At 42.5% G+C, this 16,186-nt stretch carries 14 protein-coding genes and 2 pseudogenes; 9 read left to right on the top strand and 7 right to left on the bottom strand.

The annotated features are described in order from the left end of the window. Nucleotides 1–442: IS6 family transposase (locus G5T77_RS08530; protein ID WP_166134743.1), on the top strand; the 442-nt coding region annotated here is incomplete at its 5' end. A gap of 125 nt (nucleotides 443–567) precedes the next feature. On the opposite strand, the gene G5T77_RS08525 is transcribed toward G5T77_RS08530, so the two are convergent. The 3 genes from G5T77_RS08525 to G5T77_RS08515 form a co-directional block, all read right to left on the bottom strand. Then, on the bottom strand, nucleotides 568–2,556 hold the full coding sequence (locus G5T77_RS08525) for an oleate hydratase (protein ID WP_166134746.1): 1,989 nt from the start codon (nucleotides 2,554–2,556) through the stop codon (nucleotides 568–570). A 222-nt stretch (nucleotides 2,557–2,778) separates the two neighbouring features. Beyond that, nucleotides 2,779–3,711 carry an IS5 family transposase gene (locus G5T77_RS08520; RefSeq protein WP_166134749.1) on the bottom strand — a complete coding sequence of 311 codons (933 nt, stop codon included), beginning with the start codon at nucleotides 3,709–3,711 and terminating at the stop codon, nucleotides 2,779–2,781. An 89-nt stretch (nucleotides 3,712–3,800) separates the two neighbouring features. Next, on the bottom strand, nucleotides 3,801–4,367 hold the full coding sequence (locus tag G5T77_RS08515) for a recombinase family protein (protein ID WP_004282172.1): 567 nt from the start codon (nucleotides 4,365–4,367) through the stop codon (nucleotides 3,801–3,803). A gap of 315 nt (nucleotides 4,368–4,682) precedes the next feature. Between G5T77_RS08515 and arsC the strand changes: the two genes are divergently transcribed. The 7 genes from arsC (at nucleotide 4,683) to G5T77_RS08480 (ending at nucleotide 9,884) form a co-directional block, all read left to right on the top strand. Continuing rightward, a complete protein-coding gene (gene arsC, locus G5T77_RS08510; RefSeq protein ID WP_004644743.1) occupies nucleotides 4,683–5,111 on the top strand; it encodes an arsenate reductase (glutaredoxin) in 429 nt (142 codons plus the stop codon). A gap of 44 nt (nucleotides 5,112–5,155) precedes the next feature. After that, nucleotides 5,156–5,479 (top strand): metalloregulator ArsR/SmtB family transcription factor, encoded by a 324-nt coding sequence (locus G5T77_RS08505; RefSeq protein WP_004644742.1) that lies wholly within the window; start codon nucleotides 5,156–5,158, stop codon nucleotides 5,477–5,479. 4 nt (nucleotides 5,480–5,483) lie between these two features. Beyond that, entirely contained in the window at nucleotides 5,484–5,957 is a 474-nt protein-coding gene (locus G5T77_RS08500) for an arsenate reductase ArsC (protein ID WP_004726772.1), read from the top strand. Nucleotides 5,958–5,962: 5 nt separating this feature from the next. Further along, nucleotides 5,963–7,003 (top strand): ACR3 family arsenite efflux transporter, encoded by a 1,041-nt coding sequence (arsB, locus tag G5T77_RS08495; protein WP_010116223.1) that lies wholly within the window; start codon nucleotides 5,963–5,965, stop codon nucleotides 7,001–7,003. Between the two features lie 4 nt (nucleotides 7,004–7,007). Beyond that, nucleotides 7,008–7,712, top strand: a complete 705-nt coding sequence (gene arsH, locus G5T77_RS08490) for an arsenical resistance protein ArsH (protein ID WP_005253621.1) — start codon at nucleotides 7,008–7,010, stop codon at nucleotides 7,710–7,712. Nucleotides 7,713–7,729: 17 nt separating this feature from the next. Next, nucleotides 7,730–8,683, top strand: a complete 954-nt coding sequence (gene trxB / locus G5T77_RS08485) for a thioredoxin-disulfide reductase (RefSeq protein WP_005021621.1) — start codon at nucleotides 7,730–7,732, stop codon at nucleotides 8,681–8,683. A gap of 109 nt (nucleotides 8,684–8,792) precedes the next feature. Next, the gene (locus G5T77_RS08480; RefSeq protein ID WP_005253618.1) at nucleotides 8,793–9,884 is read left to right on the top strand and encodes an ArsO family NAD(P)H-dependent flavin-containing monooxygenase; all 1,092 of its coding nucleotides are present in this window, start codon (nucleotides 8,793–8,795) and stop codon (nucleotides 9,882–9,884) included. Between the two features lie 159 nt (nucleotides 9,885–10,043). Here G5T77_RS08480 and G5T77_RS17180 read toward each other — a convergent pair. Further along, nucleotides 10,044–10,442: pseudogene (locus G5T77_RS17180) on the bottom strand (universal stress protein); the annotation flags it as partial. Nucleotides 10,443–10,566: 124 nt separating this feature from the next. Here G5T77_RS17180 and G5T77_RS08470 point away from each other — a divergent pair. Beyond that, a pseudogene (locus G5T77_RS08470) lies at nucleotides 10,567–10,801 on the top strand (hypothetical protein); the annotation flags it as partial. 125 nt (nucleotides 10,802–10,926) lie between these two features. On the opposite strand, the gene brxL reads toward G5T77_RS08470, so the two are convergent. Genes brxL through G5T77_RS08455 form a run of 3 tightly spaced genes read right to left on the bottom strand, consistent with a single transcriptional unit; the run spans nucleotide 10,927 to nucleotide 16,063 of the window. After that, entirely contained in the window at nucleotides 10,927–12,966 is a 2,040-nt protein-coding gene (gene brxL, locus G5T77_RS08465) for a protease Lon-related BREX system protein BrxL (protein ID WP_166134752.1), read from the bottom strand. Nucleotides 12,967–12,995: 29 nt separating this feature from the next. Beyond that, nucleotides 12,996–15,620 carry a BREX-1 system phosphatase PglZ type A gene (gene pglZ / locus G5T77_RS08460; RefSeq protein WP_166134755.1) on the bottom strand — a complete coding sequence of 875 codons (2,625 nt, stop codon included), beginning with the start codon at nucleotides 15,618–15,620 and terminating at the stop codon, nucleotides 12,996–12,998. Continuing rightward, nucleotides 15,617–16,063: a hypothetical protein gene (locus G5T77_RS08455; RefSeq protein WP_171521887.1), complete on the bottom strand. Its 447-nt coding sequence runs from the start codon at nucleotides 16,061–16,063 to the stop codon at nucleotides 15,617–15,619. The genes pglZ and G5T77_RS08455 overlap by 4 nt, the downstream gene beginning before the upstream one ends. Nucleotides 16,064–16,186 lie beyond the last annotated feature (123 nt).

Here is a 16,186-nt window from a genome sequence, read left to right as displayed (position 1 = left end):
GTCTTATCTGTATCGTGCAGTTGATCAACGTGGTCATACGATTGACTTTTACCTTTCCGCTAGGCGGAACAGTAAATCAGCCTATAGTTTTCTAGGAAAGATATTCAATACGGTGAAAAAATGGCAAATTCCACGGGTCATCAATACAGATAAAGCAGCGACCTATGGCCATGCTTTATCACGATTAAAGCGAGAAGGAAAATGTCCACCAGACCTTGAGCACAGGCAGATTAAGTATAAAAATAATGTCATTGAATGTGATCATGGTAAGTTAAAGCGGATCATCAGGGCCACATTAGGATTCAAATCTATGAAGACGGCTTATGCCACAATTAAAGGTATTGAAGTCATGCGTGCACTACGTAAAGGACAAGCATCGTCATTTTATTATGGTCAGCCTCAGGGTGAAGTGTGTCTAATCAACAGGGTTTTCGGTCTCTAAGTACTTTTTAAAGGGAACATCATCGACTCAAATCTCTATTTGCAACAGTGCCCAGCTCCACCAATTCCATATAAGAAGCCGCTCATTCGAGCGGCTTTTTTGTGCAAAAAACAAAACCTAACCCGCTATTTATCTTTGCTCGAAAAATTCTCCCTCAGCGAGTTAACCCAGCTTGAGAATTTATGTATTGAGTCACCGCCTTTACCAAGCAGTTCCCTTAGCTCTTCTTCGAAGTGCGTTTGCTTTTTCTCCTCCGGTTCGGGCAGCGGCGGCAGTATGTGGGCAAAGTAGGTTTTGTCGAGTAAGCGGTGCAGCATACGCTCGCCAATAAAAGGCTTATTGCTATTGAGCGCTCTGGCACCTTTTATGATGTTACGAATGTCGTATTGTGTCGGGCTTATATCAGGCACCTGTTTGGGAATATTCAGCAGTTTATACACACCAATACGGGCGGTGCGAATAGAGGCTTCCATGGTGAATATTATGTCATTGCGAGTTTCTACAAATTGTCCCACTAAGCCTAAATTCGTGCAGCCTTCAGGAACTACTCTGGGCCTGTCGCCTGCAGCTCTGGGCATAAACTGAGCTGTAATATAAGGCATAAGCGCAATGCGTATTTTGGTGTTGGCTATAACCTCATCTAACTGGTCTTCAATACCCAGATGATGGCAAAGCTCGGTCAGAATTTCTTTACCGGTGCATTCTGGCATGGTTTTGTTTACACGGTTGCCTTGCTTATCCATCAACAGGCCATAAACCCACAACACCAATGTGTCATCTGGCTGGTCGGGGAAGTGGGGTTGGCGATTACAGGTAACACTTAACAGCCAGTTGGAGTCAGTAAAAGTCACTATGCCGCCGGTTACGGTTCGACCGGAGTATGGGTCGTTTACTGATAAGGTTTTCAGTTTATCGACAAGGGGTGAGGGCTTGCAGGTAAGGGTGGCCGACTCCCATATAGACTTGTCTACGTCACCATAAAATTTTTCTGGCTTACCGAAAACGGGAGACTTCTTGGCGAGGTTCTTCCATAAGTTCCAGCCACTTTCGCTACCCGGGTCATGCCTTTCACAGTTAAGCTCCGGGGCATCATCCATACCGGCATAAGCCGTCTGTTCAGTCATTGATCCGGTGAGGGCGAACACTAAATCATTCTTGCCAACTTCAATATATTGCTCTTCACCTTTAACAACGGCCTGAATTCCGGTTACCGTCTTGTTGTCTCCGGTAATGCTCATATCAAGGTCATCTACTCTGGCTTCAAAGGTAAATTTCACTCCTTTTTCACGCAGAAAATTGGTCAGTGGCTTTATAAAGGTGTCGTACTGATTGTATTTAGGGAAAAGCAGAACAGACATGTCACCAAAGCCGTCAATTGAGTCCAGAAAACGATGCAAATAGAGCTTGGTTTCCAACACGCTGTGGCAGTTTTTAAAAGCAAACATAGTACGGAATAAAAACCAGAAGTTGCTTTGTAAAAAGCCTTCACTGAAATATTCCTCAATGCTTATGTCGTCTAACTCTTCCTTGCGTTTCAGCATTAAGCGGATAAGTTCCCATTGCTGAGATTTACTCAGCCCCATGTCTTCTGAGTCAAGGATCTCGCCGGACTTGTTAATTAAACGGGCCTTAGAGTAATTTGGGTCGTTGTCGTTTATCATTCGGTATTCATCGAGAACAGAATACTCTTCGGGAAGTTCAAGGGCGGGAATGTCCTGGAATAGATCCCAGAGGGTGTCGTAGTTCCAGTTCATTTCACGACCACCGCGAATGATGTAACCGTCTTCGAGGTTACCCGCACCATCCATAGAGCCGCCTTCTACACTCATTTCTTCTAAAATAGTGATATTTTCGGCGGGCATATGACCATCGCGAATTAAATAAAATGCCGCGGCAAGCCCCCCGATACCACCACCAATTATCCACGCTTTACGCTTTTCGACTCCTGGAGTTGGTAAGGTTTTATGACGCGAATAGGGCGATATAAAATCCCCCGGTGGCAAAGTGTTAAGCGGTTTATGGCACCAAAAACCGCCTGTTGCGTCAGGCTCATGTTCAAAACCCTCTGGTGCGGTTACCGAGATATCAAATTTCGCAATTGTCTTTTTAGCCATTACGGACTCCTTCCTTTACTGAATAGAAATACTTGCTGTTCTCGCTGATACCCTTAGTGGTATTGCGAACAGCACTTTCAGTTTAGTTGAATCGCCATCTTAGTCAATTAATGGAGGGTGTTCAAAATTCTGAGAAAATGTAGATGAACAATACAGTATCATCCTAGAACGGCTTTGTTGCATAAACATTCAAAAGCTGAGTTTTCCCCAATCCATTCAAATTTAAGTGACAACTTGGGTGTGAGGTCTACCTAATTCCGTAAATCTATTCAGAACTGCCACACGCGCATGAATTTCATTGACCTGACTTTGAAAATGTCTTGCCGTCAGCTTATCTCCTAATAATTTGATGCAATGCATCTTGGTTTCCACCAAACTGCGACGGTGATAACCCGACCATTTTTTCCATAGGGTTCTGCCCAAATGTTTAACTGTTTGAAGTAACTCATTTCGTTCTATTGAACTGATTTTAGAATCTTTCCAGGGCTTGGCATTCTTTCTGGGTGGAATTACTGCATGTGCTTGACGATCTGAAATCACTTGTCTGCAGCACTTCGTGTCGTACGCCCCATCGGTATAGACAGAATCTATTCGCTCATCTGGTGGGATTTGATCAAGTAAATCACTTAGTACTTGTGAATCACTGACATTATTTGTCGTAAGCTGAACGGCACGTATTTGCAGTGTTTCAGCATCTATACCAATATGCAGTTTACGCCATTGCCGACGGTATTCAGGCTGATGTTTCTTACGCTTCCATTCGCCTTCACCTAAAAATTTTAAACCCGTAGAGTCGGCGAGTAGGTGTAACCCATCACGACTTTTCTGATAGCTTATCGCAATATCAATATGCTTTTGTCGTCTACAGAGGGTGGAGTAATCTGGTGCTGTCCAATTCAAGCCACAGAGTTTAATCAGGCTTTGAGCAAAGCCAGTGACCATACGTAAAGAAAGACGGAATAGAGATTTGATCATTAAACAGCATTGAATCGCTGTATCGGAATAAGTTTGATTTCGTCCGTGCTTGCCTTGTGGTTGTGCATACCATTGGGTCTTAGGATCAAACCAGATTGAAATATTTCCTCGCTTGATTAAAGCTTGGTTATACGAGGACCAATTGGTTGTACGGTAGATTTTAGGTGCAGGCTTCTTCATCTGGAAATTATATTGCTGAAGAAGCCTTCAAGAATAGCTTTGTGCAACAAAGCCAAGTTAAACTAAATTTAGTTGCCAATCCCAATAAGCTATTCACTAACTTGTAAATATCGGTATACCGCCTGACGACTAATCCCAAAAGCTTTTCCTAATGCCATTTTTGATGGATACTTCCCTTCCCTCCATGCTTGTCGTAAAGCTTCAGCTTGGTCAGGCTTTAGTTTATGCACCCGACCTTTGTACTTCCCCTGAGCAGAGGCGAGTTTTATTCCTTCCTTTTGCCGCTCTAAAATTATCTCACGTTCGAACTGTGCAAAAGCACCCATCAATTGCAGCATCAAATTATCCATCGGGGTGGATTCGGCCGTAAAAGTAATATTTTCTTTTACAAACTGGATGGCAATCCCTCGTTTGACCAGTTTATCTACTTCAGTGACCAAATCTTTCAGGCTTCGCGCAAAACGATCCATGGAATGTACAATCACCCTGTCCCCTTCCCGGACATAGTTCAACATTTCCTGAAATTTAGGTCGGTCAGTATTTTTACCTGAAGCACGGTCAACAAAAATCCGGTCGACTTCAATTCCCTCAAGTTGACGTCCAGTGTTTTGCTCGACAGAACTTACCCGGATATACCCTACTTTTTGGCCTTTCAATTTTTCACGCCCCAATTGGATAAAAATGAACAATTTCGTAAATTATAAATCTTTAATACTAAAGTTACATGTTATTTATGATTAAAAATCATTTAAATGATACATAATTTCATGAACTTTCAGATTGTAACTTTAGGGTATGCTCTAAATATACATATTTAAATAACGAGTTTTTTCTCACTCATAAGAATTTGCAAGAATATATATACATTTATTGACATTAAGTAATTTAAATAAAATCAATATATGTATTTGCATATATGTGGAAATACGTATATAAATATATCTGAGTTTCTAATAGCAGAGTCAGTCAAAATGTTCTCGACCATAAAGATTTATCACAATCCTGAGTGTGGTACATCAAGGAATACCTTAGCTTTAATTCAAAATGCAGGAATTGAACCAATCGTTATTGAATATCTAATTACCCCACCTTCGAAAGCAGAATTAATTGAACTTATTCGTAGTGCTGGTTTAAGTGTTAGAGAAGCAATTCGTAAAAATGTACCTCCATATTCTGATTTAGAAATTGTTCGGGAAGATTGGTCTGATGAACAGCTTTTAAATTTTATGCTTCAACATCCTATTTTGATTAACCGCCCATTCGTTGTTACGGATTTAGGTACACGTTTGTGTCGTCCTTCTGAAGTTGTTTTGGATATTCTCCCGTTTCCTCAGAAAGGCGCATTTAGCAAAGAAGATGGTGAAAAAATTATTGATGAAAATGGCCTAAGAATTAAATAGCACTTTCTCATCTCTTGAATGGAAAGAATGTGAAGGAGACTTATATGGATCAAGTTAATTTTTTTAAATGCTTATCAGATGAAACACGTCTCAATATAGTGACATTAATTGTTGAAAATAAAGAACTATGTGTATGTGATTTGACTGAAAAACTACAACTCAGTCAACCTAAAATTTCAAGACATTTAGCCCTTTTACGTGCTTCAGGGCTACTTCAAGATCGCAGACAAGGCCAATGGGTTTACTACAGTATCAATCCAAAATTGGCCAACTGGTGTTATGAAATTTTAGATATTTTGAAGACGGTTCAATCTCAATCAAAGCTGGATGATCAACACCCCCTTTCTGTAAATAGTTATTGTGAGTAATTCAATGAAATTTTTATTTTTATGTACTGGAAATAGCTGCCGTAGCATTTTGTCTGAAGTTTTGTTTAATAGCCGAGCACCAGAAGGTTGGAAAGCCTATAGCGCTGGGAGTAAGCCTTCAGGTCAAGTTCACCCGCTAACTTTAGAAACCCTTGAAAACTTAGGGTTATCTACTGAAGGTTTATGGAGTAAAACGATTGATGACTGTGAACAGTACCAACCTGATGTTGTGATCACGGTATGTGACTCTGCTGCTCAAGAAGCCTGTCCACTTTATTTGGGTGGAGCAATCAAGGCACATTGGGGCCTAGCTGATCCTTCACACCTGGAAGTAAATAAAGAAGAAAAAATGAAAGCTTTTATGACCACTGTTGAACATATCAACCGTCGTTTAGATGCTTTATTTGCCCTAGATGTAAATAAACTTTCTCGTCCTGAACTCATTGCTGAAATCAATAAAATTTCGAATGTTGAGTAAGAGATATGTCTGAAAAACGCTTATCCTTTTTAGATCGTAACCTGACGCTATGGATTTTTATTGCCATGGCTCTAGGTATTGCAATCGGAAACTTCTTTCCGCAAGCTTCTGTCGCACTCGATCAATTAAGTATCAACTCTGTGAATATTCCAATTGCAGTTGGTCTTATTCTGATGATGTATCCCCCCCTGGCAAAAGTGAACTATGCGACGTTGCCACAAGTATTTAAAGATAAAAAAACACTAACTTTATCTTTAATACAAAACTGGCTAATTGCCCCAGTACTGATGTTTGCTCTGGCTATTATATTTTTACATAGCTATCCCGAATATATGACTGGTGTCATCCTAATTGGTCTAGCTCGATGTATTGCCATGGTATTGGTTTGGAATGGCCTAGCTTGTGGTGATAATCAATATGTTGCAGCCTTAGTTGCCTTTAACAGTATCTTCCAGATTTTATTCTTCAGTACCTATGCCTGGTTATTCCTGACCTTCCTGCCACCTTATTTCGGTGTTGCTTCACAGGTCATTAATGTTGATTTCTGGACCATCACCCATGCTGTTCTGGTTTATCTTGGTATTCCATTTCTGTTGGGTTTCTTAACGCGTTGGATTCTGGTGAAACAAAAAGGGGTAGAGTGGTATGAAACTCAGTTTATTCCGAAAATCAGCCCGCTGAGTTTAATGGCTTTACTGTTCACGATTCTGGCCATGTTTAGCCTAAAAGGTGGTGATGTCGTGAGTCTTCCACTGGAAGTTTTACGAATCGCGGTTCCTTTAACCATTTACTTCGTTTTGATGTTCTTTATCAGCTTCTTCATGAGTAAATGGATGGGCAATGACTATCCTAAGACCACAGCAATCGCATTTACTGCAGCCGGGAATAATTTTGAATTATCACTGGCAGTCGCAATTGCCACTTTTGGTATCGCTTCACCTGTTGCTTTTACCACGATTATTGGTCCATTGGTCGAAGTTCCGGTGTTGATTGCCTTGGTGAGTGTTTCGCTCTGGCTGAGAAAAAAAGTTTTTAAAGAGGCCTAATTCTATGAATCTCCCAAACGTAGATCTTAATCTTCTTGAGCAACCGACTTTTGAAAAAGTTCAGGCAAAAGAACTTGCTCATCCCCCTCGCATTTTGCTCCTTTACGGCTCGAATCGAGAACGCTCTTACAGTCGCCTTGCCGTTCTTGAAGCCGGTCGAATCCTGGAGCATTTTGGGGCGGAAGTAAAAATCTTTCATCCTAAAGGGCTTCCTTTACCTGAAGATGCGGATACTGAGCATCCAAAAGTAAAAGAGTTGCATGAACTTTTAGCATGGTCAGAAGGCATGGTCTGGTGTTCACCTGAACGCCATGGTTCTATGAGTTCAATTTTTAAATCACAAATAGACTGGATTCCACTGGCAGGGGGTGCAATCCGTGCCACCCAAGGTAAAACTCTTGCCTTGATGCAAGTCAGTGGCGGATCACAGTCATTTAACAGCCTGAACCAGATGCGTATTTTGGGTCGTTGGATGCGGATGATCACCATTCCAAATCAGTCCTCAGTTCCAAAAGCATTCTTGGAATTCGAAGAAGATGGACGAATGAAACCTTCAGCTTTCTATGACCGGATTGTGGATGTGATGGAAGAGTTATTTAAGTTCACCCTACTGACCCGTGGTCAAAGCAAATACCTGACAGATCGTTATTCTGAACGTAAGGAATCGGCTGAAGAATTATCTAAACGTGTGAATCAGCGTAGTTTGTAAACGCTAGGTGATATTAAATGCAAAAGAGACATTCTAAATTAATTATTCTAGGTTCAGGCCCTGCGGGTTATAGCGCAGCTGTATATGCTGCACGTGCCAACTTAAAGCCAACGCTGATTGCCGGTTTACAGCTAGGTGGTCAGTTGACCACAACAACCGAAGTCGACAATTGGCCGGGTGACCCTGAAGGTCTAACTGGTCCTGCACTCATGGAACGTATGCAAGCGCATGCTGAACGCTTTGGTACTGACATTGTCTATGACCATATCAACGAAGTTGATTTAAGCGTTCGTCCATTCGTTCTAAAAGGTGATATGGAAGAGTTCACTTGTGATGCCCTGATTATTGCAACAGGTGCAACGGCTCAGTACTTAGGTCTTGAATCTGAAGCTGCATTTATGGGTCAAGGCGTAAGTGCCTGTGCAACCTGTGATGGTTTCTTCTACAAAAACCAAAAAGTTATGGTTGTCGGTGGTGGTAATACTGCGGTTGAAGAAGCCCTTTATCTATCCAACATTGCTTCACACGTGACTCTAGTTCACCGTCGTGACTCTTTGCGTTCAGAGAAAATTCTTCAAGATCATCTGTTCGAGAAAGAGAAAGAAGGTAAAATCAGCATCACTTGGAATCATCAAGTGGACGAAGTTCTTGGTGACAGAACGTCAGGTGTAACTGCAGTTCGCCTGCAATCTACCCAAGATGGCTCTAAACAAGATGTAGAAGTTACTGGCTTATTTGTTGCCATTGGTCATAAACCGAATAGCGGCATGTTTGAAGGTCAGTTGAACCTTCGTGATGGTTATATTCAGGTTCAAAGCGGTACGGCAGGTAATGCGACTGCTGCATCTGTTCCGGGTGTATTTGCTGCGGGTGATATTGCTGACAGCGTTTACCGTCAAGCGATTACTTCGGCAGGTTCAGGCTGTATGGCTGCACTTGATGCTGAAAAATATCTTGATAATCTGAATTGATGAGTAGGTTGTCATAATTGAAAAAGTGAATAAATGTAAAAACCCAGTCTTCATGATTGGGTTTTTGCACTAAAGAAATCAGATATAAAAAACAAAAGGGGAAAAGGCGTTGAACCAGAAACAGACGGAAACAGATGTCATCATTATAGGTGGTGGACAGGCTGCTTTATCTACTGCTTATTTTTTAAAGCGCAAGAAAATCCCATTCATTATATTGGATGAGCAAAATCAAGCAGGGGGTGCCTGGCTGCATACCTGGGAGTCATTGCGTCTTTTTTCTCCTAATACCTGGAGTTCTCTATCCGGTTGGATGATGCCCATCACTGAACAGACCTATCCAACACGAAATGAGGTGATTCAGTATTTATCGGCTTATGAACAGAGATATCAATTTCCGATTGTTCGTCCAGTACATGTCGATCGTGTGGAATCGAATGGAAAGTATTTAGACGTATATGCTGGAGAAAAGTTTTGGCGAGCCAAGGCCGTGGTTAGTGCAACCGGGACATGGAGCCAGCCGTTTATTCCTGATTATCCGGGACAAGAAAACTTTCAAGGTACACAGTTACATTCAGCCCATTACATGAATGCAGACCCATTTAAAGGTAAGAAAGTCATCGTTGTGGGTGGTGGGAATTCAGGCGCTCAAATACTCGCTGAGGTTTCACAAGTTGCTGAAACCATTTGGGTCACGAAAACTCCACCTCAATTTTTATCCGATGATGTGGACGGTCGTGTACTGTTTTTAAGAGCGACGGAACGCTTAAAAGCACAGCAAGAGGGTAAAGTCATTGATCAGCCTGTTGGGGGGCTTGGTGATATTGTGATGATTGATAGTGTTAAGGAGGCAAGGCAGAGAGGGGTTTTGCATAGTCGTCCACCTTTTAAATCATTTACCACAGACTCTATCATTTGGCCTGATGGCTCAAAAGAGCAAGTCGATGCGGTGATCTGGTGTACAGGGTTTAAAGCTTCTTTGGATCACTTGAGGACTCTGGGGGTGATAGAGCCAGACAACCTGATAGAGGTTAAGGACGGAAGATCGGTCAAGATGCCGAACTTGTGGTTGGTAGGCTATGGGGAATGGACTGGGATGGCTTCAGCTACGATAATTGGAGTTTCTAGAACAGCGAGAACCACAGTGGAGGAAATCGTTGCTTATCTACACGAAATTGATACTAAAAATTATTTAGAAAAATGAGCTATCTATCTCATTAGAGGATTTTAAAATAGACTCTTTTCAATACGTTACCTATATTAGGTAAGCTAAAATAATTCCATTTTCATAATTCTATTTGCTCTATTGAATGATAAATACAAGGCGTTAAATAGATAGAATATCTACTTAACGCCTTAGGTCTTATCTCAATAAAAGTACAGGTTTTATAGAGCTTGATAACAATTTGGTCGTCGTACTACCAATAAAAAACTGGCGTATCTTTGAATGACCATATGCACCAATCACAATCATATCAATAACGTTTTTTTCTTGATAATCCAATATAGATTTCTCAACATCACCGTCAAGCATGCTATCAATTACATCAAAACCATTATTTACAAGTAGCTCTTTTGCCCAAGTGACTTGTGATGTCATATCACTATTTAGCTTACCAACATATACCACATGAGCTGTCAGGGTTTTTAATAAAGGACTATTTGCAATTTTGTCTACACAAATACGTGCAGTAGGACTTCCATCAAAAGCAATTAAAAAAGACTCAGGTGGACTAAAGGGTGCAGATGTTATTAATACGGGTGAACCGTACCGGGTTTGTCGGAGACTTTTTATTTAAGTTAGGCCACCTGACCTAACGGGTTAATCTTATCATTGTACATTGCTTCAAACTCAAAAGGCGATACATTGTCAACGGCATTCTAAAATTGACCCCTTTTACCTTACAAATGGCAAAGTAAAATTGACCCCTGAAATCAGAGAAAGAGCGGTTCAATTATTGATTGAATCCGAAAAAGATTATCCATCGAATTGGGCAGCAGTTTCCGCAATTGCTCCTAAAATTGGCTGTACTCCTGAAACACTACGTGTTTGGTATCAAAAATATTTAGATCAACAAAATCCTGTCAAAGTACAAGATATCTGATCAAGAGAAAATGAAGGGTAATCCCCCCTAAAAATACTAGCTCTTTAAAAGAGGCAGTATTATGCTTTTACAACATGGTATTTAAACTTGAGAAACTGAATTTAAAACAATCTACTGTAACTCTTCCAGACAGATATGAAATTAATCCACCCCTAGCCCCTTAAACACCGCATCTACCGGATCTGCATAGAAGCTGGTCTGGAACTTGGTAAACAGTTCCACAGGAATCGTTGGGATATCTGCCGCACTACTCATTGGCAAAGCAACCTTCTTGGCACCCGCATCAAAAGCAACTTGCAGACATTCGGCAATACTCTCCACCGGTGTCACAGAACCACCCAAGCTCATATCACCCAGTACCACCATCTGACTTTGTATCGATCGTCCTAACAGGCCAGAAGCAAAAGCCACTAAACTTGGCAGAGCAAGATGGCTGAGCGGGCCGGTATTCTGTAATTCCACCACATGTAAGTGGAAGTCATGTTCCAGCACCTTACTGCCCCCCGAGATCCGGGATGCATTGGCCTTGAAGTAGTCAAATGCGATCTTGACCTGCTCCTTGGCACTGCTTGAATTCCATAAGCCTGATGTCGCCAATTTTCCTGAACCTTTGGTCACTTGAAGTTCTAAGCGGTATAACCCTGGCATGCCTTTATTACTGAGCCCGATGGTATATAAGAAACCTGGCTTGGCTGGACCTTCGGGAATCAGTCCGCCACCACCCTGCTCTTTGACTGATACAAAATGTTCTTCGAGCGTCTCATTATCAATGTAGCTGAAATGAACATCATAGAATTCCATACCACCAATTTTCTTCAGCTGTTCTTTGACCCGACGGCGCACCTGCAGTGCATATTCCAGGCATTGCCGTACATCTTCTTTGTTAAATTGACCATGTGGGTAGAGCAGCTTCATCAATCCAGAAACCGTCTTGCGAACGGCAATCACATCGCGCTGATTCAGGTTGTTGCCGAGCTTAAAGTACTTCTCAATGGCATCCGCAAAACTACGCTTACGCATTTCCCGGAAGAATTCAGCCAGATAATCAACGATTAGACCATAACGGTTAGTAAAGAATTCCGGACGCATTTTTGGAATTTCCCAACCCGGGATATAGGCATGAAAGCGATCAAAGAATGCTGAATCGATCATTGCTTCAGGAAAAGGAGCCAATAAGTGGCTAGTCTTCACCAAGGATTCAACACTTTGGTTAATATTACCCACAAAAACCATCGAAGCAGAGGCTTCCATCTGTTCACGACCACGGGCAAAAGATCCTGAGGCCATGTAGTCTTTCATGATCTGTACGCCATCTTTGTCCTTAAAGGAAATACCAGCAACTTCATCAAAAGCTACCACATCCCATAAGCCCACCAGACCAATACGGCGGCTACTCATGTTATAGAACAGGTTGGCGACAGTCGTTTGTCCACCGGAGACTAAAATACTATTCGGTGAACACTCTTTGTAAATATGGCTTTTCCCGGTACCGCGTGGTCCCAGTTCACAAACGTTATAGTTATTTTCAACGAACGGAACCATACGCGCTAATAGGTGCCATTGCACGTCCTCTTTTAACGAAGCCGGTTCCATGCCGATGGAACGGATTAAACTCTCGCGCCACTGATCCGTGCTTAATGCTGCTCTGCCACTGAAGAGTTCATCCATATTCATATTCGGCATTTGAATCGGCTTGAGTAAACTCACCCCAAATGGAGAACTAGTCTGTCCTTCTTCAAAATAATAACTGAGCGTAGCAATGACCCAGATACCACCGACCAGCAGCTTTTCATACTCTTTGACGATGCCTGCCGAGATCTCGGCATCTTTGATGCCCAGATTACTAAATGATGCTTCGTATTTGTCCTTACGCTCATTCAGCTTTACGGTCACCCGATCAATGACCTTATAACTGCCACGCTCACGAACCAGGGATTTCACCTTCTCAGCTTCATCAGGTCGTACATAGTTCTCTGCCAGCACAGTCTTTACGTTACGTAGTCCCTGCTCAATGATCTCTGGATCATCCGAGGCACAGTACATTCCCAGCAGGTATTCAAGTACATAGACCGGGACATTGGCCCCTTCTTTGATCAGTTTAGTTAGATCCTTACGTACCACCCGCCCAGCAAAGTGTTCATTCAGCAGCTGATCCAGTTCTTTATCGTTAGCAGATTCCATGTAGGCTACGCTCTATCGTTAATTCGTTATCAGGAGAAGTCATCGGTAAATGCCAGATCAATGGTGACCTTATAGCGTTGCATTTCGATATTCAGGTCTTTGTCCTTCAGCACTAGGAAGTAATCCTTCTTACGGTCAAAATCAGTACCGGATAATGACAGTCTGACCTGTTTGACCCGATCGGCAACAGAGTCGGTACTGCTATCAAAAGTCAAGGTTTCTTCACTGGAAACTTTAAGATCCCCATCATAAATGGCAATGGATAAAGTCACTGGCATGACCAGCTCACTGACAGCTTCGGTTTGCATCAAATCAAACTTCTGGATGTTATTGACCATCTTCAGCGTGGATTTGGTAGAAATGACCTCAACTTTACGCTTGGTCCGCTGTCCAGCCTTTTCACCACGTAGCTGTTTTACCGTCAGTACCGGCACCACAATTTCCTGAGGCATGATGCCGCCATGCACAAAACGTGAGCCTCCTACAAAATGGAAACGGTTCGCCCCTTTTGGAATCCAGAAATCAGTCGCAGATCGTGTGCCTGCCGTAGCTTGGGTTGAGCCTTTCCAGGCTTCCTTGCTCTCTGGTAAACCATGCCCAATCACATAGCGTTTCTTGCTCTTCAATGCATTGGTCGGTTTTTCAGTCAAGCTTGAACGATCCGCAGATTCCAGTTTACTTTGCTGGAACAAGAAGCCATGGTCGGCTGTGATCAACAGGGTAGAAATATTGAAATGCATCAAGATTTTGCGGCTAAGTTCAGTCAGCTCTTCAATGGCATGTTCCACAGCCATAAAGGTTTCTGATTCTGTAGAGGCATTGTCTCCCCGAGCATCAATGACGTTGTGATAAACGTAAATCAAATCATGGTCTTTAAGTGCTTCACGGCCTTCATCACGCGACCAACCTTTTACCGTTTCAGCGGTAACCGCCAATCCATTATAGGCAGCCAGAATTTTGGATCGTGCTGCAGTCCCTTTGCTGGACTGCCCATCTACTAAAACATCATCACCTGCGGCCTCTTTGTACTCCAAAGTCTGATGCGGCAACAACGAGGCCATGCCAAGTGTGGTGTAACTTGGGACAATGCCCAGCTGTGAAGACAAGGTCGCTTCAGAATAACGCTTTTCATTGATACGATCACGCAGCTCTACCGCAGCTTCATAACGGAAAGCATCACTGATAATTACCACAATACGGCGTTTCGTTGCAGAATTGAGTAAGGGTCTGACGTGGGTATCGTAGAAGTTCTGCTGATTTGGGATATCTGCCATTTTCCAGACATTCAAGCGTTGCTCAGCTTCTACACGCTCTCCCCAGTTTCGTGCTAAGTGGTCAATAAACCAGTAGGAATAGCAATTTTCGATTTCTTCATCGAGTTTTTTCAGGATATCGACATGAGCTCGTTGTGAGGCGGCACTGTAGTGGCGATAGGCTATATCAAAGCGATACAGCTCCTGCTCGTAGGCTTTATACAAGGCTTCGCTGGAGTCGAAATAGAACCCGGAATCAAACTGCTGTCGCAGGCTGAACAGGTCAATGGCTGCCTGCAACGCTGTATAGACGGTACGGTATTTACGGCGGGTTGCATCGTCCTTATGTTTGGAAGCCCAATAGCCATCCAGACGGGTAGAAATAATCGTTCTGAAATGTTCCAGTTCAGCTTTGGTTGCTGCAGGGATCTGGCTGGCCAGATCGACAATGATCTTTTGTTCAATCACTTCAAAAGTCATGACATCGAGCAGCTGCTCCAGATCAAAAGTCCCGACCTTTTCTTGGATCCGCAGTGCATTGGCCACGGTCTGGGAAAGCGTATCGAAGGTTGGGTAGTATTTGGAGCTATCTCTCCAGCGTGACAAGAAGGCTCTAGCCGTCGCACGGGAGCTGACGGATGACATCACCAGTTCTTGAGCCCATAGCGGTATATCGCCCAGGCTTTCACAGAAACCTGTAGTCATCAAACGGATAAAGAACGTACCGAGCTTGAATGGTACTTCCCCATTCAATTCTTCAACCGATGCTGGATAACCAATTTCCGCCTGTAATGCTGTAACTAAAGCAGGTACGAGTTGGAATTTTTCCAGTTCAGCAAAGGAGTCGGGATTGACTTCCAGAACCAGGTTCTGCTGGACCATTTCATCTGCCAGCGCCAGAACGATATGCATGAGTTCGGCACTGTCGGCCTTGACCACAGCCGCAATCATGGCCATATCCAGATCCTGTTCATCTGCATCAGACTGGATGTAGCGTTTCAATGTACTCAGACGCGCTTTGGCTTTGAGGAATTCTTCACGTTTGGCCAGATGTTCTCTTAGACTCTGCTGCTGTAAGCCAAGCTCATTGAAGATAATCGAGAAACGATCGGCATAGAAGCTGCGAGAATATAGCTTGATGTCCAGTAACCAGTCTTTTTCGGTTTCAGGCTCAGGGCTAGGGAAATACAGCAAGTATTTACCCTGCTGATCTTGCAGTTCCAGTTTGAGCTTGATCGCCAGGCTCGACTCTTCTGCCATATTCAGAATCTGGACATCATTTAGCTCTAGGGCTTTGATTTCTTCAGTAAATGACTGTTCTGCATCGTACCAGAAGACAATCCGGTGATTTTCAGTGTAGAAAGCCTGTTCTAATCCTTGTTTAATTTGATCTAAGTTCATGACTTACTATCACCCACAATATCTTTAATTTCTTTAACTTGGCCAATCATTTCTTTTAAGTTTTGAATCGAAGATACTCCATCTTTTTGCTGATCAACTTTTTGTTTGCTGGGCGGCATATAGATGGTTTGCACAGAATCCATAATTAATTTGTCTTGATTAGTAGTCTCTTTTAATTGTTCTGCATAAGAATTAACTGTAAGTGCAACTGCGGACTTAAATGCATACTCTTCCTGAAAGTTACGCTCTTTGGTGTATTGAGAAATCGTAAAGAAAAACAATCCCAATACGGGTAAGGTTTTTATTGAATTTATTAAAAGCAACTGCCAGCTAATCGACGCAGGATCAGTTCCCCAGAATAGATAAACGATCCAAAAAGCGGATACTAGTGCTATAGTAGGAATACTCCATTTCCAAAATTTAATTGAATCTGCTCTGTACACGACAAAAATAGATAACTCATTGAAATAATGTCATAATAATTGTTTTCTAACGACGAATACTATGACACATCTCAATGAGTTATATCTTATCTTAAACAAATATCTAAAATGGAACAAGTCACA

Origin of the sequence: Acinetobacter sp. GFQ9D191M, from assembly GCF_011174875.1 — a bacterium.
In the GTDB taxonomy this organism is placed as follows: domain Bacteria; phylum Pseudomonadota; class Gammaproteobacteria; order Pseudomonadales; family Moraxellaceae; genus Acinetobacter.
This window is presented reverse-complemented; position numbering and strand designations above follow the sequence as displayed.